Source organism: Pediococcus acidilactici DSM 20284, from assembly GCF_000146325.1.
Classification (GTDB): Bacteria; Bacillota; Bacilli; order Lactobacillales; family Lactobacillaceae; genus Pediococcus; species Pediococcus acidilactici.
This window is the reverse complement of the sequence record NZ_GL397067.1, coordinates 1,723,204-1,745,907: the sequence shown is the minus strand read 5'-3', so window position 1 is coordinate 1,745,907 and position 22,704 is coordinate 1,723,204. Positions and strand designations below refer to the sequence as shown.

At 43.5% G+C, this 22,704-nt stretch carries 20 protein-coding genes and 1 CRISPR repeat array (1 of these 21 only partly in view); of the genes, 18 read left to right on the top strand and 2 right to left on the bottom strand.

Annotation, left to right across the window (positions count from 1 at the left end; translation table 11 throughout):
- A CRISPR array of direct repeats spans positions 1-522; the repeat unit is 36 nt; unit sequence GTTTCAGAAGGATGTTAAATCAATAAGGTTAAGATC; it reaches 240 nt to the left of the window's first position.
- A gap of 1,020 nt (positions 523-1,542) precedes the next feature.
- Positions 1,543-2,190 carry a CPBP family intramembrane glutamic endopeptidase gene (locus HMPREF0623_RS08340; protein ID WP_002829963.1) on the bottom strand — a complete coding sequence of 216 codons (648 nt, stop codon included), beginning with the start codon at positions 2,188-2,190 and terminating at the stop codon, positions 1,543-1,545.
- A 189-nt stretch (positions 2,191-2,379) separates the two neighbouring features.
- On the opposite strand from HMPREF0623_RS08340, the gene groES reads away from it, so the two are divergent.
- The 4 genes from groES (at position 2,380) to HMPREF0623_RS08320 (ending at position 7,838) form a co-directional block, all read left to right on the top strand.
- Positions 2,380-2,664 (top strand): co-chaperone GroES, encoded by a 285-nt coding sequence (gene groES / locus HMPREF0623_RS08335; protein WP_002829962.1) that lies wholly within the window; start codon positions 2,380-2,382, stop codon positions 2,662-2,664.
- Between the two features lie 22 nt (positions 2,665-2,686).
- Positions 2,687-4,309 (top strand): chaperonin GroEL, encoded by a 1,623-nt coding sequence (gene groL, locus HMPREF0623_RS08330; protein WP_002829959.1) that lies wholly within the window; start codon positions 2,687-2,689, stop codon positions 4,307-4,309.
- Positions 4,310-4,608: 299 nt separating this feature from the next.
- The gene (locus HMPREF0623_RS08325) at positions 4,609-6,441 is read left to right on the top strand and encodes an APC family permease (RefSeq protein ID WP_004166695.1); all 1,833 of its coding nucleotides are present in this window, start codon (positions 4,609-4,611) and stop codon (positions 6,439-6,441) included.
- A gap of 221 nt (positions 6,442-6,662) precedes the next feature.
- Entirely contained in the window at positions 6,663-7,838 is a 1,176-nt protein-coding gene (locus tag HMPREF0623_RS08320; RefSeq protein WP_002829956.1) for a glycosyltransferase family 4 protein, read from the top strand.
- Between the two features lie 67 nt (positions 7,839-7,905).
- On the opposite strand, the gene HMPREF0623_RS08315 is transcribed toward HMPREF0623_RS08320, so the two are convergent.
- Complete coding sequence (locus HMPREF0623_RS08315) at positions 7,906-8,544, bottom strand: YigZ family protein (protein WP_004166694.1); 639 nt, start codon at positions 8,542-8,544, stop codon at positions 7,906-7,908.
- Between the two features lie 32 nt (positions 8,545-8,576).
- Here HMPREF0623_RS08315 and HMPREF0623_RS08310 point away from each other — a divergent pair, with 32 nt between their 5' ends.
- The 14 genes from HMPREF0623_RS08310 to HMPREF0623_RS08245 all read left to right on the top strand — a co-directional run bounded on the left by HMPREF0623_RS08310 (position 8,577) and on the right by HMPREF0623_RS08245 (position 22,704).
- The gene (locus HMPREF0623_RS08310; protein WP_004166693.1) at positions 8,577-9,896 is read left to right on the top strand and encodes a DEAD/DEAH box helicase; all 1,320 of its coding nucleotides are present in this window, start codon (positions 8,577-8,579) and stop codon (positions 9,894-9,896) included.
- A gap of 23 nt (positions 9,897-9,919) precedes the next feature.
- Positions 9,920-10,567 (top strand): ComF family protein, encoded by a 648-nt coding sequence (locus HMPREF0623_RS09745; RefSeq protein WP_004166692.1) that lies wholly within the window; start codon positions 9,920-9,922, stop codon positions 10,565-10,567.
- Positions 10,568-10,695: 128 nt separating this feature from the next.
- A complete protein-coding gene (hpf, locus tag HMPREF0623_RS08300; protein WP_002829951.1) occupies positions 10,696-11,250 on the top strand; it encodes a ribosome hibernation-promoting factor, HPF/YfiA family in 555 nt (184 codons plus the stop codon).
- A 148-nt stretch (positions 11,251-11,398) separates the two neighbouring features.
- Positions 11,399-13,762, top strand: a complete 2,364-nt coding sequence (gene secA / locus HMPREF0623_RS08295; RefSeq protein ID WP_002829950.1) for a preprotein translocase subunit SecA — start codon at positions 11,399-11,401, stop codon at positions 13,760-13,762.
- Between the two features lie 77 nt (positions 13,763-13,839).
- Positions 13,840-14,956 (top strand): peptide chain release factor 2 gene (gene prfB, locus HMPREF0623_RS08290; RefSeq protein WP_126130458.1). Its coding sequence is split into 2 segments (ribosomal slippage): positions 13,840-13,911 and positions 13,913-14,956, totalling 1,116 coding nucleotides; the frame shifts between segments, so codons are not numbered across the junction.
- Between the two features lie 11 nt (positions 14,957-14,967).
- Positions 14,968-15,672 (top strand): response regulator transcription factor, encoded by a 705-nt coding sequence (locus HMPREF0623_RS08285; protein WP_002831115.1) that lies wholly within the window; start codon positions 14,968-14,970, stop codon positions 15,670-15,672.
- Entirely contained in the window at positions 15,644-17,032 is a 1,389-nt protein-coding gene (locus HMPREF0623_RS08280; protein ID WP_004166689.1) for a sensor histidine kinase, read from the top strand. Before HMPREF0623_RS08285 ends, HMPREF0623_RS08280 begins: the two co-directional genes overlap by 29 nt.
- 228 nt (positions 17,033-17,260) lie before the next feature.
- Positions 17,261-18,142, top strand: coding sequence for a phosphate ABC transporter substrate-binding protein PstS family protein (locus HMPREF0623_RS08275; RefSeq protein ID WP_002829945.1), 882 nt, complete (start codon positions 17,261-17,263; stop codon positions 18,140-18,142).
- On the top strand, positions 18,138-19,049 hold the full coding sequence (pstC, locus tag HMPREF0623_RS08270) for a phosphate ABC transporter permease subunit PstC (protein WP_036671515.1): 912 nt from the start codon (positions 18,138-18,140) through the stop codon (positions 19,047-19,049). The genes HMPREF0623_RS08275 and pstC overlap by 5 nt, the downstream gene beginning before the upstream one ends.
- Complete coding sequence (gene pstA / locus HMPREF0623_RS08265) at positions 19,046-19,933, top strand: phosphate ABC transporter permease PstA (protein ID WP_002831117.1); 888 nt, start codon at positions 19,046-19,048, stop codon at positions 19,931-19,933. Before pstC ends, pstA begins: the two co-directional genes overlap by 4 nt.
- A 13-nt stretch (positions 19,934-19,946) precedes the next feature.
- Positions 19,947-20,744: a phosphate ABC transporter ATP-binding protein PstB gene (gene pstB / locus HMPREF0623_RS08260; RefSeq protein WP_002831118.1), complete on the top strand. Its 798-nt coding sequence runs from the start codon at positions 19,947-19,949 to the stop codon at positions 20,742-20,744.
- 12 nt (positions 20,745-20,756) lie between these two features.
- Positions 20,757-21,515: a phosphate ABC transporter ATP-binding protein PstB gene (gene pstB, locus HMPREF0623_RS08255; RefSeq protein WP_004166687.1), complete on the top strand. Its 759-nt coding sequence runs from the start codon at positions 20,757-20,759 to the stop codon at positions 21,513-21,515.
- A gap of 12 nt (positions 21,516-21,527) precedes the next feature.
- Positions 21,528-22,190, top strand: a complete 663-nt coding sequence (phoU, locus tag HMPREF0623_RS08250) for a phosphate signaling complex protein PhoU (RefSeq protein ID WP_002829939.1) — start codon at positions 21,528-21,530, stop codon at positions 22,188-22,190.
- Positions 22,191-22,380: 190 nt separating this feature from the next.
- Positions 22,381-22,704, top strand: a complete 324-nt coding sequence (locus HMPREF0623_RS08245) for a PspC domain-containing protein (protein ID WP_004166686.1) — start codon at positions 22,381-22,383, stop codon at positions 22,702-22,704.

Sequence of the window (22,704 nt, the reverse complement as noted above, 5' to 3'; positions counted from 1 at the left end):
ATGCGAACGAAATATCTCCGATTCGTTTCAGAAGGATGTTAAATCAATAAGGTTAAGATCTAATCACTTTCAGTGTTATCTAATTCCAACGTTTCAGAAGGATGTTAAATCAATAAGGTTAAGATCTCGATAAGCACGATACTGAGCTAACCAGTCGTTTCAGAAGGATGTTAAATCAATAAGGTTAAGATCGTAGGGTAACTGATGTTAGTAGCGTTATTTGTTTCAGAAGGATGTTAAATCAATAAGGTTAAGATCCATTCGTTTGGCTATGTTTTCAGAATTTCTGTTTCAGAAGGATGTTAAATCAATAAGGTTAAGATCTTGTTGACGCAGCCATATTTTTAAACCAGAGTTTCAGAAGGATGTTAAATCAATAAGGTTAAGATCTACTATTCACTGCATCCCTACTGCAATACTGTTTCAGAAGGATGTTAAATCAATAAGGTTAAGATCTTGCAAAGAGACAAAAAGCCTACAACCATGGTTTCAGAAGGATGTTAGATCAATAAGGTTAAGAACTGACTGAAATTAATAAGAGTTAACGTTTTAAGGAAGTTATCAATAGTATTAGTAGTGAACTTTGAAGAATGGAATTTTAATGAAACTACTAGTTACGGAGAATGATAAACTACTAAGGTTCAAATGAATTTATAGGTTTAGCATTATTACTCGAAGACGACGTTTTAGTGGTGGTTGGAAATAAAATCCGCTCGAAATGATCGGGTGGTTTTCAGTTTGTAAAAGTATACCAATATATTGATATAGTAAATGCATAAAGTTAAGAAAGTGATAAAAACTGGATGATGAAGAATAAAAAGGCATCGCAATAAGCAAATGACAATAGTGACACTAATCATTCAGACGATTACAGCTATTGTACAACTCATCACAATGCTTAAAAAATAGGTAAAAGAGGCGATACGTCTCTCTTCTGTTCATCAATTTTAAAATGGAGGCATTAAAATGAAAAACATAGAAAAACTACAATATTTAACTTTGACTATCAGTGTCGTTGCTCTGATATTGTCGCTAATAAATTTACTAAAGTAGGGTGGTGAAATTGACGTTTTCTAACGAAGGCCTTGATTCTCTGTCCTTTAGATTGATAAGATCTCTAGCCTGCTCAATGGAAAAACAGTTGAACAAGTTGCACAGAAATTAGATGTTTTGCAAAATAAAACCGTTCGAAATCAATCGAACGGTTTTATTTTGTCTAATTTTAGTCGGTACTACCTCTTTTTTATTGGAACCGCAGAGGTATTTTGGGAATGCCCCACATTTTTTATACCATTTATTAAATGGTTAAAAAGTCATTTAAAGAATCTCATTGTAATCAAAAGAGTTTCAAAAGAATGCCAAATCAATAAGGATAATCAAAAATAGATACGATTATTTATTTTAATATTGCAATCCTTAAATTCCCGCTAGCAAAGCAACGAGCTACTTGATAAAGTGTGACAACTTTTAAGCAGCTTGTTGTTTTTTAGTAATAAAAACAGCCCAACCGAATCCCAATCCAGTCAGACTGTCTTAAATTACCTACATCACCAGCGGCAATACCACCAGGCCGTTCATCAAAATGTGCGCAATCATTGAAGTTTGGATGCGTCCCGTTTTATGGTACAGCCAGCAAAATAGCAGCCCAATTGCGGCGTATAAAAAGATGTGGCTGTCGTTATGCATAAAGGCGAACGCTAAGCTGGAAATGATCGCCATGATCGTCAAACCTAAGTTCGAGCGCATCCCGAACAGCGTGCTTAAATTGCCAAACAAAACTTTTCGAAAAACTAATTCTTCCATAATGGGCGCCCCAACGGTGATTGCCAACACAAAAAACGGGTTGATTTTCGCTAGGGTAACTAACGTAGCCGTGTTCGCGGAAGCAGGGTTTTGCCCCAGAATAAAAGTGACGTAGCTAACCACAAACTGGAGCACGATTACTAACGCGGTTCCAATAATCCCCCACGCAATTGCTCGGAAGAAGGGGATTCGCCGAGTTTCAATTTGGTTGATTTCGTTATTTTTCAGGTTAATAACCACCAGCAGGGCAGCTCCGACTAGGTAATCGATAGTTTCCACCCAGATAAATGATGCACCCAACCGAACGAAAAGGTTGATAACGCTCGGTAGCAAGAAAATTGCTAAATAAGTGATTAAAGTTAATAAAGAACTTTTACTAATTTTCATCATGACACTCCTTTATTTCCTGTAAGTATAGCATATTTGAACGGTTGTTATATTTGATTGGTTAATATTGGTCAAAAACACTTGCATTCTATTAAAAACATGATATAGTTATCAGTGTAGTTAGCACTTAGGTATAACGAGTGCTAAATAAATCATGCATTTAATTATCAGAAATTTGGAGGGATTCACGTGTTAAAACCTTTAGGAGATCGCGTTATTTTAGAAGCTAAAGACGAAGAAGAACAAACTGTCGGAGGCATCGTTCTGGCAAGTAATGCTAAAGAAAAGTCCCAAACCGGTAAAGTTGTCGCTGTAGGTAATGGTCGCGTTTTAGATGACGGAAAGACGTTACCAATGAACGTTAAAGTAGGCGACACAGTAGTTTACGATAAATATGCAGGAACAGAAGTAACATACGAAGATCAAAAATATTTAGTTGTCCATGAAAAGGACTTAGTTGCAGTTGTTGAATAATTAATTTAAAGGAGTGTTGATCATGGCTAAAGAAATTAAGTTTTCAGAAGATGCACGCACAAAGATGCTAAAAGGGGTCGACAAATTAGCAGATACCGTTAAGTCGACTATTGGACCAAAGGGACGTAACGTTGTTTTGGAACAATCATACGGTTCACCAACAATCACTAACGATGGTGTAACAATCGCTAAGTCAATTGAATTAGAAGATCACTTTGAAAACATGGGTGCTAAGTTAGTATCCGAAGTTGCTTCTAAGACAAACGACATTGCTGGTGACGGTACTACAACTGCGACAGTACTTACCCAAGCAATTGTTAACGAAGGTATGAAGAACGTTACTGCTGGTGCTAACCCAGTTGGTATTCGTCGTGGTATTGAAAAGGCTACTGAAAAAGCAGTTGCCGCATTGCACAACATGTCACACGAAGTAAAGACAAAGGATGACATCGCACAAATCGCTTCAATTTCTTCTGCTAACCCAGAAGTTGGTAAGTTGATTGCGGACGCAATGGAAAAAGTTGGTAACGACGGAGTTATCACTATTGAAGAATCTCGTGGAGTTGACACAACCCTCGACGTTGTTGAAGGTATGCAATTCGATCGTGGTTACATGTCACAATACATGGTTACTGACAACGACAAGATGGAAGCTAACCTTGACAACCCATACATCTTAATTACTGACAAGAAGATTGCTAACATCCAAGACATCTTGCCATTACTTCAATCAGTGGTTGAACAAAGCCGTTCACTTTTGATCATTGCTGATGACATCACAGGTGAAGCATTGCCAACCTTGGTATTGAACAAGATGCGTGGTACTTTCAACGTGGTTGCTGTTAAGGCACCTGGCTTTGGTGACCGTCGTAAGGAACAACTTGAAGATATTGCCATCTTAACTGGTGGTACAGTTATCACTGACGATCTTGGCTTGAACTTGAAGGACGTTACAATCGAACAATTAGGTCAAGCAAACAAGGTTACGGTTACTAAGGACGACACAACCATCGTTGAAGGTTCTGGTAGCCAAGAACAAATCGCTGAACGGGTTGCAATGATCAAGCAACAAATCAGTGAAACAACTTCTGACTTTGACAAGGAAAAACTTCAAGAACGTCTTGCTAAGTTAGCTGGTGGGGTTGCAGTTATCCGTGTTGGTGCTGCTACTGAAACCGAATTGAAGGAAAAGAAGTACCGTATCGAAGATGCTTTGAACGCTACTCGTGCTGCTGTTGAAGAAGGATTCGTTCCTGGTGGTGGTACAGCACTTGTTAACGTGATTGCTTCCTTGGAAGACCTTGACGCAGAAGGCGACGAATTAACAGGTATCAACATCGTTCGTCGTGCTCTTGAAGAACCAGTTCGCCAAATTGCTGAAAACGCTGGTGAAGAAGGTTCTGTCATCGTTACAAAACTTAAGACACAAAAAGATGGTGTTGGTTACAACGCTGCAACTGACGAATGGGTTGATATGATTGAAGCTGGTATCGTTGACCCAACTAAGGTTACTCGTTCAGCACTTCAAAACGCTGCTAGTGTATCCGCATTGTTATTAACAACGGAAGCAGTAGTTGCTGACTTACCAGAAGAAAAGCCGGCAGCTCCAGCAGCTCCAAACCCAGGTATGGGCGGAATGATGTAATCAAACTTTCGTGACTGATGGAGATGCTTACCGAAAATGGTAAACCACCCCCGCAATTAATCACTGAAGGCAACTGAATAATCCAGGAAAAGACGCGCATTGCGCGTCTTTTTTTGTGTCCAAATGCCGGGGCAAAGGGTTATCGCAAAATCTCTTTAAAAGTTAATCAGGAATTTTGTTTTATTTGCCTAAATTCTGTTATTATCAGTATATGAGTGAGAATCCAAAAATATGCTAGCTAATTTACTGGTTTTGGAGTAGAATTTCACTTGCATATTTTTAAAAACGGAGAGTAAAAAATGTTTTCGTATTTGAAACGTATTTTAATTGGTAAACCACTGAAGACGTTAGACGAAAGTGGCCAAGCGTTAACGAAATTTAAGGCGCTCGCTCTGCTATCTTCAGATGCTTTATCATCTATCGCATATGGTACCGAAGAAATTCTTTCGGTTTTAATTGTTTTATCAGCTGCGGCAACTTGGTATTCGATCCCGATCGCAGTAATCGTGTTAGTGCTATTATTTGCAATTACGGTGTCATATCGTCAGATTATTAAGGCGTATCCTTCAGGAGGCGGTGCTTACGTAGTTGCTAGCAAGAACTGGGGGACTTCGGCCGGGCTAGTTGCCGGGGGGTCGCTGTTAGTTGATTACATGCTGACGGTGGCCGTAAGTGTGACTTCCGGGACCGAAGCGATTACCTCGGCGATTCCGGCGTTACAGAAGTATCACGTGGCCATTGCGGTGCTGATTGTGCTCGGAATTATGGCCCTGAACTTGCGAGGGTTGCGGGAATCGGCAAGTTTCCTTACCATCCCGGTTTACCTGTTCGTAGTGGTAATCTCGATAATGATTATTGTAGGGTTATATAACATCGTTACCGGACAAGTTACTTATCATGCGGCGGCAGCAATTGGCTCGACCGTGCCGGGAATGACCTTCGTGCTCTTCATGCGGGCGTTATCTTCTGGATCTTCTTCCCTAACTGGGGTAGAAGCGATTAGTAACGCGGTGCCTAATTTCAAGAAACCGCGGCGGAAAAATGCGGCAGCTACTTTGGCAATCATGTCGTTGATTTTGGCTTCGTTCTTCGCGGGAATCACGTTCTTAGCTTACTACAGTGGAATTACGCCGATGAGTTCGCAGACCGTGCTTTCCCAAATCGGGGTTACGGTCTTCGGCCACGGGATTTTCTACTATATCCTACAATTGTCAACCGCGTTGATTTTGGCGGTAGCCGCAAACACCGGGTTCTCAGCCTTTCCAATGTTGGCCTACAACTTGGCCAAGGATAAGTTCATGCCCCATGCTTACATGGATCGGGGCGACCGACTCGGCTACTCTAACGGAATTATTTCGTTAGCTGCGGGCGCAATCGTGCTGATTTTGATTTTCGGTGGACAAACCGGTCTCTTAATCCCGCTTTATGCTATTGGGGTTTTCGTACCGTTCACGTTGTCACAATCCGGAATGATCGTGCATTGGAAACGAGAGGGCGGCGCTCATTGGTGGATAAATGCTTCTGCTAACTTACTAGGAGCGTTACTGTCGGCAGTCTTAGTAGTCTGCTTGCTATTCCTACACTTTAGCAACGTTTGGCCATACTTTGTGGTCATGCCACTGTTATTGCGGATGTTCTACAAGATTCGTAAGCACTATGACGAAGTCGCTGACCAACTGCGGGTTGTGGAAAAGGGCAAGGTTAACTTGCACGACTATGACGGTTCAACCGTAATTGTGTTGGTTAGCAACGTTACCCAAGTAACTTCTGGTGCGATTAACTACGCTCGGTCAATCGGGGACTACGTAATCGCCATGCACGTTTCGTTTGATGCTAACCCAGAAAAAGAGCATAAGACGGCGATGGAATTTAAAGCGGAATATCCGGACGTACGGTTTATCGACATTCACTCGTCGTACCGTTCGATTACCAATCCGACGCTTCGGTTCTGTGACGTAATTGCTAAACGGGCGGCAGAACGGAATTACACCACGACGGTATTGGTTCCGCAATTCGTTCCCCGCAAACCATGGCAAAACATTTTGCATAACCAAACTGGTTTACGATTACGGGCGGCATTAAATTCACGCGAAAACATTATTGTTTCCACGTATAATTATCATTTGAAATAAAAGTAAACGGGTTAAGGAAGTGAGCTTCCTTAACCCGTTTTTTGTGCAAAGACTCCGGGAAAAGCTTCGTTGAAGTGAATAGATGTTATTTTTCTGTGGAAACGTTGTCGTTTTAAAATGAAAATTATCGTTAAATTATGTGAGTTTTCGTTGAAGTTACTGTATAAGGCATGCAAATTTCGGTATAATGAGCTTATTATAAACATAAAAGAGGACAAATTATGCGATTTGAAATAGTTGTCAGTTTATTTGCAACCATGATCATTTCGGCGATTTTAACACCATTTGTCCGAAGAATTGCTTTTAAAATTGGAGCGGTTGATAAGCCGAACGCTCGGCGGGTTAATAAGGTGCCGATGCCGACGATGGGCGGGTTAGCAATCTTCTTGGCATTTAATTTCTCACTTTTTTTCTTATTAAGAAATCAAATTCCTAACCCGCAATTTTACGGAATCTTCTTCGGCGAATGTATAATTATGTTAACCGGAATTATTGATGATATTTTTGAATTAAAACCTTCGCAGAAAATGATTGGAATCTTACTTGCGGCTTTAGCGGTGTATTGGTTTGCGGAAGTGCAAATGACGACCTTAACCTTACCATTTATCGGGATTGTCCATTTAGGATGGTTGTCGCTTCCAATTACCTTGCTATGGATTGCCGCGATTACTAACGCGATTAACCTATTGGACGGTCTAGACGGGTTGGCTACCGGGGTCACCATCATTGCGCTATTTACGACCGGGTTTACCGGATTGTTCTTTTTACCGTCCACTAATATTTACATTGTAATTATGATTTTTACGTTAGTGGCTGCAGAAGTGGGCTTTTTGCCATATAATTTCTTCCCGGCCCGCATTTATTTGGGGGATACCGGGGCGTTATTTATTGGATTTATGATTGCGGTCTTTTCGCTTTCAGGATTGAAAAACGCCACCTTCATTTCCGTCTTGATCCCGGTAATGATTTTAGGAGTGCCGTTAACCGACACAATTTACGCCATTTTGAGACGACTGCTAAATAAACAATCAATTGCGCACGCCGATAAGCGCCATTTGCACCACCGTTTAATGCAGATGGGATTGACGCATCGACAAACCGTGTTGGTAATTTATGGTATTTCAATGATTTTTTCCTTTATCGCGTTGCTCTACCCGCTTTCTACATTGTGGGGCTCGGTATTGTTGACGATCGGAATTTTAGTGGGAATTGAGTTGTTTGTGGAAGCAATCGGGCTAGTAGGGGAAAATCGGACCCCGATGCTAAGCTGGATTAAACGATTAGTTCGGACCACTACTTCTAAAACTGCTAGCAATGAATTTAAAGAAGAAGATACTTTAAAAGATCGGGTGCGTTCGCGTAGTGAACGGCACCAACAAAAAAAGCATCACGACTGATGTAGTAATCCCTAAAAGTTAGATTTTGGAGATACTATGTAAGGCGCGATGCTTTTTTGTTAAATAATTACTGAGGGTGGTACGGAACTTGAACGCGTTGTTGTCCGCCGTCTTTAAAGCTAACGTTGCCACTAAAAAGTCCGGTTAGTTCTGCCTTTAAATCGGCCACTTGGTCTTGGTCAACGGCCACGGTGGTGATTACCTGGGTGGTATACTCGTGATTCACCTGGGTGATTTGGTGTTGTTCGAGGTAGTAGGTTAACTGATCGTTATTTTGGTAATCAATGGTGATTGCTAGCAATTCTTGGTCTACCGATTCCATTAGGGTAGCAGATTGCACAGCAAGGGAAGTACTCGATCCGTAAGCCCGGATCAACCCGCCGGCACCTAATTTGATGCCGCCGAAGTACCGGGTGACCACTACTAAAACGTTTGTGAGATTTTCGCGTTTTAAAACTTCAAGGATGGGCGCGCCCGCCGTGCCAGAAGGTTCGCCATCGTCCGAAGCGCGTTGAATATCTTGGTGGTCTCCAAGCACGTAAGCAAAACAATTATGGGTAGCTTTAACTTCGATTTCACGGATATCTTGCAGTTTAGTTTGGGCTTCTTCTTCGGTTTGTACCGGAATAATCCGGCTAATGAAACGGGATTTCTTAATGTCTTGTTCAGTGGTAACCGGTTCTTTGACGGATAAAATTAATTTCAAGAAAAGGTCTCCTTTTTAAGTATCTTATTAGTATGGAAGCAAAGGTTAAAGAAAAATATTACGGCCGGCTAGTACCGGTTAATCAGGCGGAAGCTACTGATCCAACGGTTAATTATTTTCCAGCCGTTATCGTAAAAAAACGGCGGATCCAATGTCAGCGCTGCGGAGCGACTACCAAATTAAAGGAGGGCAGCTTACCCAACCAGCAGTATTATTGTCGACACTGTATAAATCTCGGTCGAATGTCCACATTGGTTAAGTTAGGAAACTTGCCTGAACCGAATCACTTTCCTGTGGGCCGTTCATATTTAAAATGGCAAGGGCAACTAACCCCGGACCAACAGCGTTGCGCCAACGAAATTATTTCGTCAATTAAACAGCAAACGGACCGGCTATTGTGGGCCGTTACGGGAGCGGGAAAAACCGAAATGCTTTTTCCGGGAATTAACTTTGCGTTAAAAAAGGCGCTCCGGGTTGCAATTGCCTCTCCGCGAATTGACGTGGTTTTAGAACTGCACCCCCGGATTCAAGCGGCGTTTCCGGAAATTGCGATCGCATTATTACATGGACACACTTCCACTCCCTATACGTATACGCAGTTAGTTTTGTGCACTACGCACCAGCTACTTCGATTTTACCACGCCTTTGACGTTTTAATCATTGACGAAGTGGATTCGTTTCCCTTTGCAATGAATTCGGCATTACACTACGCGGCGCACCAGGCGCGTAAGGAGTGCGGTACGACCATTTACTTGACGGCCACGCCAGACGGTCAATTGTTAAAGGAGAGTCGGGCGCACCGGCTGTCTACTAGCTATTTAACCCGCCGATTTCACGGGTACCCGCTACCAGAAATTAAAGTGGTCAGTGGGTGCAATTGGCAAAAATTAATTCACCGCCAGCGGCTTCCGGAACGACTACGCCAATTTCTAATGGCTCAAGTAAAGGCCCAGCGGCAGTTTTTAGTCTTTGTTCCGCGAATTGATCAGTTGTCTTCGGTTTTGCAGGCCATTCAAAAGCAATTTCCGGAGCTTAATTTAGCAACGGTGTACGCGGAAGACCCGGACCGGATTGAGAAGGTTTCAGCAATGCGGGAAGGTCAGCTTACCGGTTTAATTACGACCACCATTCTGGAACGCGGGGTTACCTTTCCGGGAATTGACGTAGCAGTTTTAGGTGCGGATGATGAAATCTTTTCCATGGCTGCCCTCGTACAAATTGCTGGAAGGGTCGGGCGCAGTCCTAAACGACCAACCGGAACCGTTTTATTTATTGGCCAAATGTTAACCCGCCGGATTAAAAGGGCCCAACGCCAGATTAAATTTATGAACCAGCAGGCCTTTAAGCAATGAACCGCTGTTTATTATGCAATCGAATGCTGAATAGACGAGTTGACCTATCCTTTATCCTTAGCTTTCAGCGGGCACAACCGCAGCTGCTTTGTCACCATTGTCGAAACCAGTTAGTTAATTTGCAGGAGCGTAAAGTTTGTGTAAGCTGCGGACGACTAGTTAACCAGTTACAATGCCCAGACTGCCAAAAATGGAATGACCAATTTAACAATCAAGCACTTTTCCAATACAACGCGTTCATGAAGGAATTTTTTCAGCGCTATAAATTTCAAGGAGACTACTGGTTGCGTAAAGCTTTTTGCAACGATTTTATCAATTTTATTCAAAGTTTAGTTAAAGAAGATGAACATTTAGTTCCAATTCCGGTCGATCAAGGTACAATAAAGGTACGAGGATTTAATCAGGTGGCGGGGTTAATAGAAGGTTTGGAATTTGAGCCCGTTTTAATTAGCCAACGCTCTAAACAAGCTCGCCATCAGTTTCAACGTAGCCGTCGGGAACGGTTGCAACGTGAAAATCCTTTCCGGGTTGTTGAACCTAATAAAGTCGCCGGAGCCAAATGGGTAATTATTGATGATATTTACACCACTGGGGTAACCGTTCGCCAAGCCGGACGGGAGCTTAGCAAGCATGGTGCGCGTCAAGTTCGTTCAATTACGCTTTGCCGATAGTTTTTGAGTGTATTAATTGTTTATTATAGCGTTTTCATTTATAATATAAGTGTACAGAAATACATGAAGTAAAACTTATATTTCTGCACGTGGACGCACTTTGTTCACAGTTGAAAGGAGAGAGTCTTATGCTTGATTTTAATGTACGTGGTGAAAATATTGAAGTAACAGAATCAATTCGAGATTACGTTGAAAAAAGAATTGGTAAAATCGAAAAGTACTTTGATCAAGGTGCTAACCCAAAGGCACACGTAAATTTGAAGGTATACCAAGATCGGACAGCTAAAGTAGAAGTTACCATACCATTACCATACTTGGTATTACGAGCAGAAGAGACATCGCCTGATTTGTACGCAAGCGTGGATTTAGTAACGGACAAATTAGAACGACAAATTCGTAAATACAAAACTAAAATTAATCGTAAATCACGGGAAACGGGTTATAAGGGAGTTGAAATCCCACAAGAAGACGCCCGTGAAGACGAAGAAGAAGCCAGTGAATTTGATATTGTGCGGACTAAGCAAGTATCCTTGAAGCCGATGGGAGCTGAAGAAGCAATCTTGCAGATGGACATGTTAGGCCATAACTTCTTTATTTACGAAGACGCTGATACGGGATCGGTTGATATTGTTTATCGGCGTCACGACGGTCGCTATGGTTTAATTGAATCCGCTAACGAATAATTGTAAATGTAAAAAATAAGGATTGCTTAATAAACCACACAAGGTTTGTTAAGCTTTTTTTGATGAACTTTGATAATATAGAAAAAAATGATAAACTTAGACAAGTTTATCGTGGACACGATTTAGAAGAGTACGGAAGGAATTATACATGGCAAACATTTTAAAAAAATGGGTTGAAAGTGATGCCCGTGAAATTAAACGGCTAGGAAAAAAAGCCGACAAAATTGATGCCCTTAAGGATGAGATGGCACAATTAAGTGACGAAGAATTAAAGGCAAAAACGCCAGAATTTAAGGAACGTTTAAAGAATGGGGAAACCCTCGATGATATTTTAATTGAAGCCTTCGCGGTTGCCCGGGAAGGTGCTAAGCGCGTGTTAGGACTATTCCCTTTTCGGGTGCAATTAATTGGTGGAATGGTTCTTCATGGCGGAAATATTGCCGAAATGAAGACTGGTGAAGGAAAGACTTTGACCGCTACGCTACCAGTGTACCTTAACGCCCTAGGCGGCGAAGGGGTTCACGTAGTTACCGTTAACGAATACTTAGCGGAACGAGACTCTACTGAAATGGGTGAGTTATACAAGTGGCTCGGTTTGACGGTTGGGGTTAACACGGCAGAAATGTCGCCTGACGAAAAACGGGAAGCCTACAATTGTGACATTACCTACTCCACCAATAGTGAAATCGGGTTCGATTATTTGCGGGATAACATGGTTGTGTACAAGGAAGATATGGTACAACGACCATTGAACTTCGCGTTAATTGATGAGGTTGACTCGGTATTAATTGATGAAGCCCGGACTCCGTTGATTATTTCTGGACAAACTGAACCCTCGGTTACCTTATACCAACGTGCGGACCGCTTTGTGAAGACCCTTACCGATGGCGATTACACGATTGATTGGGAATCTAAGTCAATTTCGTTGACCGAAAACGGAATTCGGCGTGGTGAAAAGTATTTCAACACGGATAATTTATACGATGTAGAAAACAGTGCCTTGAATCACCATATTGACCAAGCACTCCGGGCCAACTACATCATGACTAAGGATAAGGACTACGTAGTTTCTGATGATGGTGAAGTACTAATTGTTGATTCGTTTACCGGACGGGTCATGGAAGGTCGGCGTTTTTCTGACGGTCTTCACCAAGCAATTGAAGCTAAGGAACACGTTGAAATTCAAGATGGTTCCAAGACCATGGCTAATATCACCTACCAAAACTTGTTCCGGATGTATAAGAAATTATCCGGGATGACCGGTACGGCGCAAACGGAAGCGGAAGAATTCCGCGAAATTTATAACATGGAAGTGGTTAGTGTACCAACTAATCGGCCAGTAGTCCGGGACGACCGCCCTGATTTACTATACCCAACTTTGGAAAGTAAGTTTAAAGCGGTAGTTAAGGAAATTAAAAAGTTGCATACTAAGGGACAACCGGTGCTGGTTGGTACCGTGGCGGTTGAAACTTCCGAATACCTATCCCGGTTATTAGACCGTGAACGGATTCCGCACGTAGTTTTGAACGCGAAAAACCACGCTCGCGAAGCTGAAATTGTTGCTAACGCAGGCCAAAAGGGTGCCGTAACCATCGCGACTAACATGGCTGGACGGGGAACCGATATTAAATTGGGACCTGGCGTAGTCGAACTAGGCGGGTTAGCCGTAATCGGTACCGAACGTCACGAATCTCGGCGGATTGATAACCAGTTGCGGGGACGCTCTGGACGGCAAGGTGACGTCGGGATGTCGCAATTCTACCTTTCACTAGAAGACGACTTGATGATTCGCTTTGGTTCCGAACGAATTAAGGACTTGCTTTCCCGGATGAAGGTTGCGGATGAAGACGCGGTAATCCAAAGCCGTTTGATTAGCCGCCAAGTGGAATCTGCCCAAAAAAGGGTTGAAGGTAACAACTACGACGCGCGGAAGAACGTCTTACAATACGATGACGTAATGCGGGCGCAACGGGAAGTTATCTACGCGGAACGGCAACAAGTAATTATGGAAGAACACAGTCTAAAAGATGTGCTAATGCCGATGGTTTACCGGACGATTGACCGGGTGGTAGACGCGCATACAGCCAAGACGAAGAAGAGTTACGATCTAGATACGATTGTGGAATTTGCCCGGACCACCTTGGTAAACGAAAATGATATTAACATTGAGGACTTAGAAGGCAAGTCGGCTAACGAAATCAAGGATTACTTGAAGCAGCTAGCAGACCAAATGTACAAGCAAAAGGAAGATGCGTTGTACGCGCCTGAACAAATTCTCGAATTTGAAAAAGTAGTTATCTTACGAGTGGTTGACCAACACTGGACTGACCACATTGACGCGATGGATCAATTACGTCAATCAGTTGGGCTACGGGGTTATGGTCAATTAAACCCACTAGTTGAATACCAACAAGAAGGCTACCGGATGTTCAACGAAATGGTTACGGACATTGAGTACGAAACTACCCGACTCTTCATGAAGTCGGAAATTCGACAAAACCTTGAACGTTAGTAGCTTTATAATATAAACTGGGGAGGCGGCAAAGCTGACCCAGTTTTTTTAGTTAAAAGAAAAAAGGAGTAGATGAAATGGAGCTAACGGACGCAAAACATCAAATTGAAGATATGCAAAAAGAGGTCGCTGACTTCGGGAGGTCTCTTTGACTTAGATGCGTTGAATGAAAGCATCAGTGTTAACGAGGCTAAGATGGCGGAACCTGATTTCTGGAATGATCAGGAAAAAGCCCAAAAAATAATTAACGAAACTAATGTATTAAAAGCTAAATATGACAATTTTAAAAATTTAACTGACCATGTGGAAAACTTAGAGGTCACCCTAGAACTCTTAGAAATGGAAGCAGACCCCGACGTGCAGGCGGAGTTTGAAGACGAACTTTCCCAAACGGCCAAACTGCTGCGTGACTACCGGTTAGGACTGTTGCTGAACGGCAAGTACGATGCCAATAACGCCATTTTGGAAATTCACCCGGGGGCTGGCGGAACCGAATCCCAAGACTGGGGCTCGATGTTATTGCGGATGTATACCCGCTGGGCGGAGCAGCACCAATTCAAAGTCCAAATTGAAGATTACCAAGCCGGCGAAGTTGCCGGAATTAGTAGTGTTACAATACGGGTGATGGGCCATAACGCCTACGGATACCTACGTTCGGAAAAAGGGGTTCACCGCCTCGTGCGGTTATCGCCTTTCGATTCAGCCGGCCGGCGGCACACCTCGTTTGCTTCGGTAGACGTAATGCCGGAATTAGACGACTCGGTAGAAGTTAACATTAACCCGGACGATTTACGGGTGGACGTTTACCGCTCTAGCGGGGCCGGCGGGCAGCATATTAACAAAACTTCTTCGGCCGTTCGGATTACCCATTTGCCAACCGGAATCGTAGTTGCTAGCCAAGCGGAACGGTCCCAATTGCAAAATCGGGTTACCGCGATGAATATGTTAAAGGCTAAGTTGTTCGAGTTAGAAGAGCAGAAAAAGGCTGAAGAAAAGGCTAAGTTAGAGGGAACCCAGCTAGAAATCGGCTGGGGATCCCAAATTCGCTCTTACGTTTTTCATCCGTATTCAATGGTCAAGGATCACCGGACTAATCTAGAAACTGCGAATGTGCAAGGTGTGATGGATGGCGATCTAGATGACTTTATTAACGCTTATTTACAATGGAAGTTGCAGAAACGTAATCCTAAATAGGAGATTTTTTCATGGCAATGACAATTTTAGTGGTCGATGATGAACCGGCAATCGTTACACTCTTAACGTACAATTTAAAACAAGCTAATTACCAAGTGATTAGCGTAGACAACGGGGTGGACGCCGTTAAAGAAGTGCAACGCGGGAGAGTCGATTTTGTGATTATGGACTTGATGCTGCCCCAGCTTGACGGGGTGGAAGCTACGAAACAAATCCGTAAGTTCAACGAGCAAATTCCGATTATTATGTTGACGGCTAAATCTAGCGAAGTGGATAAGATTTTAGGACTAGAATTAGGGGCGGACGATTACTTAACCAAACCGTTTAGCCCACAAGAATTAATTTCACGGATTAAGGCCATTTTGCGGCGGACTAACCGAGTGGTCGACTTAAAGAAGATTGTCCCTGAATTACCTGTTACGGGGGTTACGATTGACTTTAAGCGGCTAACGGTACAAAAAAATGGGCAACCGGTGGCTTTAACACCAAATGAATTTCGGCTGCTAAAGTTTTTGTTTCAAAATAGTAACCAAGTTTTATCACGGGATCAAATCCTCGAACAGGTTTGGGGATACGAGTATGGCGGGCAGACGCGCATTGTGGATATGCACATCAGCCATTTACGCGACAAGCTGGAAGACGATCCAAAACATCCACGGTTGATTAAAACTATTAGGGGGTTCGGTTATGAGTTCTTCACAAAAGAAGGGCATTAGAAAAACCATCCAGTTTGGACTAGCAAGTTTGATTGGGAACGCGTTTATGGCCTTTCTGGTTTATAAATTAATTGTTAAGGAAAACCCGCGGGTCACCCGGGTCGACATGACCTTAATGATTGCGGTAATTTTATTGATTACCGTGATTGAAGTGATTGTTTTTTGGAGTAACCAAAAGAACATCATTGAGCGGCAACACCAGTTCCGAATTAACCTGGAAGAGACCATTAAAGGGAATAAGGTTCCTAAAATTTACCTGGATCCAGACGACCCCTTTTATAAATTATCTAAGGCCGTTAATGAAATTAGTAAACACGAGCGTCACCAAATTCACGAGTTGACCAACCAACAAAATGAATTAAAAGCGATTATGGATAACTTACCGGTGGGAGTATTAGTAATCAATCGACACCGGGAGTTACAGGTGGCGAATACTTACGCCATTAACCGGTTAGGAATCACGGCGCTCGATATTCCGCACCCTTACACGTTAGACGTGCGAAATCAGGAGCTCAGGAACTTAGTTGACCAAGTTTTCCAAAGTCGCCAAAGTGTCACTAAAACACTCGAACTGGAAGACGGCGGGCAATCTCATATTTTTGAAACCAACGTAGTTTACAGTCCCAAAGTGCACCACAAGTTTGAAATTATCGTGTTGCTTTACGACGTAACTGAAAGCGTACGGTCGAAACGAATTGAACAGGATTTTGTTAACAATGCCTCTCATGAGTTGCGAACCCCGATTACTTCAATTGCTGGATTTGCGGAAACATTGTTGGAGGGCGCCAAAGACGATCCCGAAACGCTGGATAACTTTTTAAATATTATTAAGTCAGAAAGTGACAAGTTAGTACGCCTGGCGGACGATATTTTGACCATGTCCCAGGTCAAAAATGAACCAAAGAATTGGAAGAAAGTTAACTTGTACGCTTACGTGGAACAGCAATTTCACATGTTACAAAACAATTTACAAGAAATGCAGTTGACGGTGGAAAATAAAATTCCGGAAACGGCCATGGAAACTGTGGTAGAAAACGACCTTTTCCAAATCACTAAGAATTTGATTACTAACGCGATTAGTTACAATCGCCATGGTGGAAAGATTAAGGTCGAATACGCTTCGCATCACGATAGTTGGGAATTGTCAGTTAGTGATACTGGAATCGGAATTCCGTTAGATCAGTCTGAACGAGTTTTCGAGCGCTTTTACCGGGTTAACAATGCGGTGAAGGGCGGAACCGGCCTGGGGTTAGCCATTGTTAAGGAAGCCGTCGTGGATATGGGCGGTAGCGTTCGGATTGAATCGGACGATGACGATAGTGGAACCACCGTCGTAGTTCGGTTTAAGCGCCGGGTTTAAAATAATAATTCACATAATTAAGGTGTCGGAAAATTCCGACGCCTTTTTTTTGTTGACTTTGACGATGTAAAAGTAAGTTTTTACTCATGGGGATGTGGATAACTTAGCTAATCTTGGCGTTAGTTTCGACATCTTTACATAATCTTTACATTACCCATATGGAACCTTTACCTAGCTTTCATAAGCTAAATATGTAAGTAAGGAACAGGAAAAACGGGAGGTTCGCTAATGAATAAATGGCTTAAGTTGCTGCTTAGTTGCGGATTAATTTTGGGAATTGGGTTACTTGCGGGTTGCCAGAATAAAGACGCCACCCAAAAAGTAACCATTGTCGGTTCGACCGCATTGCAACCCTTGGTAGAAAAAGCGGCGGCAGATTATCAGGTAAATCACCCGCAAGCACAGATCACTGTGCAGGGAGGCGGGTCGGGTACCGGACTTGGTCAAGTTCAACAAGGAGCGGTACAAATCGGAAACTCTGATGTATATGCTGGGCAACAAGATGGAATTCGAGCTAGCCAATTAAAGGATCATCAAGTGGCGGTAGTCGGCATTGCACCAGTAATCAATAAAGACGTGGGGATTAAGAATTTGTCCATGACCGAGCTGCAAAAAATTTTCACGGGAAAGATCACCAATTGGAAACAGGTGGGCGGCCCAGATGAAAAAATTGTGATAATCAATCGGGCCCAAGGCAGCGGAATCCGGAAAACGTTTGAACAGACGGTTTTACCGCATGGTGGGGCGGTAAATGCTCAGGAACAGGATGCTAACGGAACGGTGCAAAAGGTAGTACAGGCAACTCCCGGAGCAATCAGTTATCTATCCTTTTCATACTTCAATAAGCAGTTACAGCCAATCGCAATCGACGGAGTACAACCCACCGCGGAAAACGTGCAAACTAACCGGTGGAAAATTTGGTCGTACGAGCACATGTACACCCAGCTGAAAACTAACTCAGCAACCCGCGACTTCCTTAAGTACATGACGTCCCAGACGGTACAAAAAAATTTAGTGAGTGATTTAGGATACATTTCCATTCATGATATGCAAGTGAAACGGACCATGAACGGAAAAGTGATTCCAATCAGGGGGGAGCAAAATGATTGATGAAATTCAAAAGGAATTAACCCAAAAGTCACCAGCCGCGCGGCAAGATCAATTGGGCAAATTAATCGCCCGGATTTGTGTGGGAGTAATTATGCTAGTGGTTCTAGCAATCTTATTCATGATTACTTCCAAAGGCTTAGCAACTTTTTCAGAAAACAAAATCAGTGCAGGCGATTTTTTCACCAAAACAATCTGGAATCCGACCGCTAAACCGACCCCGTTAGTGGGCGCATTACCGATGATTGTCGGTTCTTTTGCAGTAACCCTGGGCTCGGCACTTTTGGCAGCGCCTTTGGCAATGGCAACGGCCATCTTCATGGTGGAAATTGCAAACAAACGGCGTCGGGGCCTTCTTCAAGCGGTAATTGAGTTACTAGTGGGAATCCCATCGGTAGTTTACGGGTTCGTCGGCTTAACGGTGGTGGTCCCCGCTCTCCGTAGTATTTTCGGTGGAACCGGTTTTGGAATCTTAGCCGGCGCCCTGGTGCTATTGGTAATGATTTTGCCAACCGTAACCGCAATGTACGTGGATAGTTTACAAGCAGTTCCCCGTCACTATCGGGAAGCTTCCTTAGCGTTAGGGGCAACCCGTTGGCAGACAATTTCTAAAGTAGTGGTGCGTGCTTCCTTACCCGGGTTGTTAACGGCGATTATTTTTGGGATGGCCCGTGCCTTTGGCGAAGCACTCGCGGTACAAATGGTAATCGGAAACGCAGCGGTTTTGCCAAAAGACGTTTTGACTCCGGCGGCTACGTTGACCAGTGTTTTAACGACTGGAATTGGGAATACGGTGTTGGACACTTTACCAAATAACGCCCTGTGGTCCTTAGCTCTGGTGCTGCTGATAATGTCACTATTTTTCAACCTATTAATTCGGATGATTGGCAAAAAGGGGGCGTTTAAATGAAGGCGAAACGAATTGACCGGATTGCAACCGGGGTGATTTACGCAATGGTGGGATTGGTCGTTTTGATCCTAATTGGGTTGTTAGGTTTTATCTTAGCGACCGGATTACCACACGTGTCGTGGCGATTTCTGACATCTTCGGCGGCCGCCTTTAGTGCAGGGGGCGGCATTGGGGATCAATTGTTTAACTCGTTTTATTTATTGGTGCTAACCCTGATACTATCCTTACCGATTGCGTTAGGAGCAGCAATTTATTTAAACGAGTATGCGCCCCAAAATAAAATTACTGAAATTATGCGAATCATGATTGAAGTGTTGAGTTCGTTGCCTTCGGTAGTGGTCGGGTTGTTTGGCTTCTTACTTTTCGTGGTGCAGTTTCAACTAGGATTTTCCATTCTTTCAGGTGCAATTGCCCTAACGCTGTTCAATTTACCACTGTTAACCCGCAGCATTGAAAACGCTCTGGCAGGGGTGCCTAATTTACAACGAGAAGCGGGATTAGCGTTAGGGATTTCCCGGTGGCACACGATTACCAAGGTGATTCTGCCAGCTGCCTTGCCCGGAATTTTAACCGGAGTAATTCTGAGTGCGGGACGGGTATTCGGGGAAGCCGCTGCACTGATTTTTACCGCGGGACAAAGCGCACCAAGTTTAAATTACGCCGATTGGAACCCGCTTAGCAGCACTAGTCCACTGAATATTTTTCGACCGGCAGAAACCCTTGCCGTCCACATTTGGAAGATTAACACGGAGGGAATCATGCCCGATGCTAGCCAGGTATCTGCAGGGGCTTCCGCAGTTTTAATTATTGTAATTTTAATATTTAATTTCAGCGCTCGGCGCTTAGGTAACTGGGTATACCGGCGAATTACCGCGAGCCGATAGGGGGATGGATGCAATGCAAACCAACGTTAATGAAAGTTCAATCTTAAGGTTTCCAACTAACCGTGAAATTGCACTGGAAACTCACGATTTACAGGTATTCTATGGGGAAAAGCAAGCCCTTTTTGACGCCTCGTTACAGTTTCCCCGGTATTCAATTACTGCGTTAATTGGTGCCTCGGGATCGGGGAAATCGACCTACTTACGCAGCTTGAACCGGATGAACGATGGCATCGCGCGAGTGACCGGTAGCATTACGTACCGGGGGTTAGATATTAATACGAATAACGTTGATATTTACCAAATGCGGCGCCGGATCGGGATGGTTTTTCAACGCCCAAACCCGTTTGCTAAGTCAATCGAACGTAACATCACCTTTCCATTACGCGAGCATGGGGTAAAGGATTCCGCGCAACTAGCTGAAGTGACCGAGACGAGTTTACGACAAGCTGCCCTGTGGGATGAAGTGCATGACCGCCTAAATGCGAGTGCCTTAGCACTTTCGGGCGGACAGCAACAGCGCTTGTGCATTGCCCGGGCGTTAGCGATGAATCCCGACATTCTACTGTTAGATGAGCCGGCCAGTGCGTTGGATCCGGTGTCGACTGCTAAGATTGAAACCACGCTGCGGGAATTAAAAAAACGGTATACGATCATTATCGTTACGCATAGTATGGAGCAGGCGTCACGATTAAGCGATTATACGGCGTTCATGCATTTAGGGAAGATTGTAGAATTTGATACAACCAAGAATATTTTTACCAATCCCCGTGAAAAATTGACGGAAGACTATATTTCAGGAAACTTTGGTTAAAGGAGAAGGGTAATGAGTAATAACGTGGTAACTGCAGAAGACGTGCGCTTATCTTATGGGGAAACGGAGGCTTTACACGGGATTAACCTTAACTTGCCACAAAACCAAATTACGGCTTTGATTGGACCTTCGGGTAGTGGTAAATCAACCTTTTTGCGTTGTTTGAACCGGATGAACGATTTAATTCCGGAAGTGCGGGTGACCGGAACGATTCGGGTTGCGGGGCAGGACATTTACGATGCTCAAACTGACGAAGCGGATTTAAGACGGCGGGTCGGCATGGTTTTCCAACAACCCAACCCCTTTCCGTTTTCGGTTTATGACAACGTCACCTACGGACTCCGCCTTGCGGGAATCACCGACCCCCAAGTCTTAGCAGAACGGGTGGAAACGAGTCTGAAACAGGCCGCGGTTTGGCAAGAAACTAAAGATCATTTAAAAAGCAACGCCCTTTCTTTTTCGGGCGGGCAGCAACAGCGGATCTGCATTGCCCGGGTGTTAGCGGTTCAACCGGAAATTATTCTTTTAGATGAACCAACTAGTGCGCTAGACCCGATCTCGGCGGGGAAGGTGGAAGAAAGTTTGGTGGCTTTGAAAGAGAATTACACATTAGCGGTAGTGACTCACAATATGCAACAGGCCTCTCGAATTTCGGATCAGACGGCGTTCTTTTTAAATGGTCAGTTAATAGAAGCGGGTCCAACTGCTAAACTATTTTTAAATCCGGATCAGACGGCAACGAGTGATTACTTGAATGGTAAATTTGGTTAAGGGGGAATTGGTATGCAAGGAATTTTTAAGGAAGAGCTTAAACGGCTATTAGAACGGTTCACGGAAATGGGACTGGACGTGGGGGAACAAATTTATCAGGCAACCAAATCTTTTATTGACCACGATCGTGAGCTAGCTCAGTCCGTGATCGAACATGATGAAAAGGTCAACGTTGCCGAAGTGCGGTTAGAAGATCAGGCAATTAATTTGATGGCGCTGCAACAACCAGTGGCTAATGATTTTCGACAGGTGATCGTAGTTTTAAAGGCGAGTTCGGAACTGGAACGGATCGGTGACCACGCGGTGGGGATTGCCAAGGAAACGATCCGAATTAAGGGGCACCAGCGGGATGCGATAATTGAAGCAGAAATTGCTGAAATGACTCATTTGATTCGGGGAATGCTCGACGCAACGATTGACGCTTACGTCAAGGATGACGGCCGGCTTGCAAAAGAAATTATCGATGCCAACCACCAAATCGAAACCAGTTTTAAAAAAATTCGACAAAGCATTGCCAGTAAAATGAAAAACGATGCCAAAGTGGTTACTGGAGGAACTGGATATTTAATGGTTGCTAGCTATTTGGAACGGATTGGCGACCACGTAATTAACGTGGTGGAGTGGATCATGTACAACCAGACTGGAAAGATTACGGAGTTATCCGGAGACAATTAAAAATAAACGGGGGGAATTTTGCGCTAGGAATTTCCACCCGTTTATTTTTATTATGGAAAATAGCGCAATGTTTGCTGCCTTTTAGGGGATTAATTTAAAATTTTGGTAATACCCGTACTTTTTATGGGGATAAAGTTTGCTAATCGAAAGTGAAAAGCTGTAAAATTACAGATAATTAAAAAGCTTAGAGGTGAAATGTTTGAAATCAGGTTCCAAATCAAAGTTTACAAAGTCTAACGACCGTTTTGTTGCTGGAGTATGCGGTGGCATTGCAGAACATTTTGGCTGGGATAAGTCCCTTACCCGAATCATTGCGTTAGTACTAATTTTACTATCACACGGGTTGTTGTTGATTCCATATTTTATTTTAGCTTGGTACATGCCAAGTCAAAATACGGGATTCTTTCAGCAATTTGCCAACTGGACTGGTTTTTCGGGAAAAGCTCCCGGACAAAAGCAATCACGGCAAAGAAAAGAAATTAAGGACGCCGAAGTACACGACGTCGATGAATAA

Bases quoted from the DNA above. Each gene is read 5' to 3' on its own strand.
- HMPREF0623_RS08340 (WP_002829963.1), bottom strand. From the start codon at position 2,190: ATGAAAATTAGTAAAAGTTCTTTATTAACTTTAATCACTTATTTAGCA.
- groL (WP_002829959.1), top strand. From the start codon at position 2,687: ATGGCTAAAGAAATTAAGTTTTCAGAAGATGCACGCACAAAGATGCTA.
- HMPREF0623_RS08325 (WP_004166695.1), top strand. From the start codon at position 4,609: ATGTTTTCGTATTTGAAACGTATTTTAATTGGTAAACCACTGAAGACG.
- HMPREF0623_RS08320 (WP_002829956.1), top strand. From the start codon at position 6,663: ATGCGATTTGAAATAGTTGTCAGTTTATTTGCAACCATGATCATTTCG.
- HMPREF0623_RS08310 (WP_004166693.1), top strand. From the start codon at position 8,577: ATGGAAGCAAAGGTTAAAGAAAAATATTACGGCCGGCTAGTACCGGTT.
- HMPREF0623_RS09745 (WP_004166692.1), top strand. From the start codon at position 9,920: ATGCTGAATAGACGAGTTGACCTATCCTTTATCCTTAGCTTTCAGCGG.
- hpf (WP_002829951.1), top strand. From the start codon at position 10,696: ATGCTTGATTTTAATGTACGTGGTGAAAATATTGAAGTAACAGAATCA.
- secA (WP_002829950.1), top strand. From the start codon at position 11,399: ATGGCAAACATTTTAAAAAAATGGGTTGAAAGTGATGCCCGTGAAATT.
- HMPREF0623_RS08285 (WP_002831115.1), top strand. From the start codon at position 14,968: ATGGCAATGACAATTTTAGTGGTCGATGATGAACCGGCAATCGTTACA.
- HMPREF0623_RS08280 (WP_004166689.1), top strand. From the start codon at position 15,644: ATGAGTTCTTCACAAAAGAAGGGCATTAGAAAAACCATCCAGTTTGGA.
- HMPREF0623_RS08275 (WP_002829945.1), top strand. From the start codon at position 17,261: ATGAATAAATGGCTTAAGTTGCTGCTTAGTTGCGGATTAATTTTGGGA.
- pstA (WP_002831117.1), top strand. From the start codon at position 19,046: ATGAAGGCGAAACGAATTGACCGGATTGCAACCGGGGTGATTTACGCA.
- pstB (WP_002831118.1), top strand. From the start codon at position 19,947: ATGCAAACCAACGTTAATGAAAGTTCAATCTTAAGGTTTCCAACTAAC.
- pstB (WP_004166687.1), top strand. From the start codon at position 20,757: ATGAGTAATAACGTGGTAACTGCAGAAGACGTGCGCTTATCTTATGGG.
- phoU (WP_002829939.1), top strand. From the start codon at position 21,528: ATGCAAGGAATTTTTAAGGAAGAGCTTAAACGGCTATTAGAACGGTTC.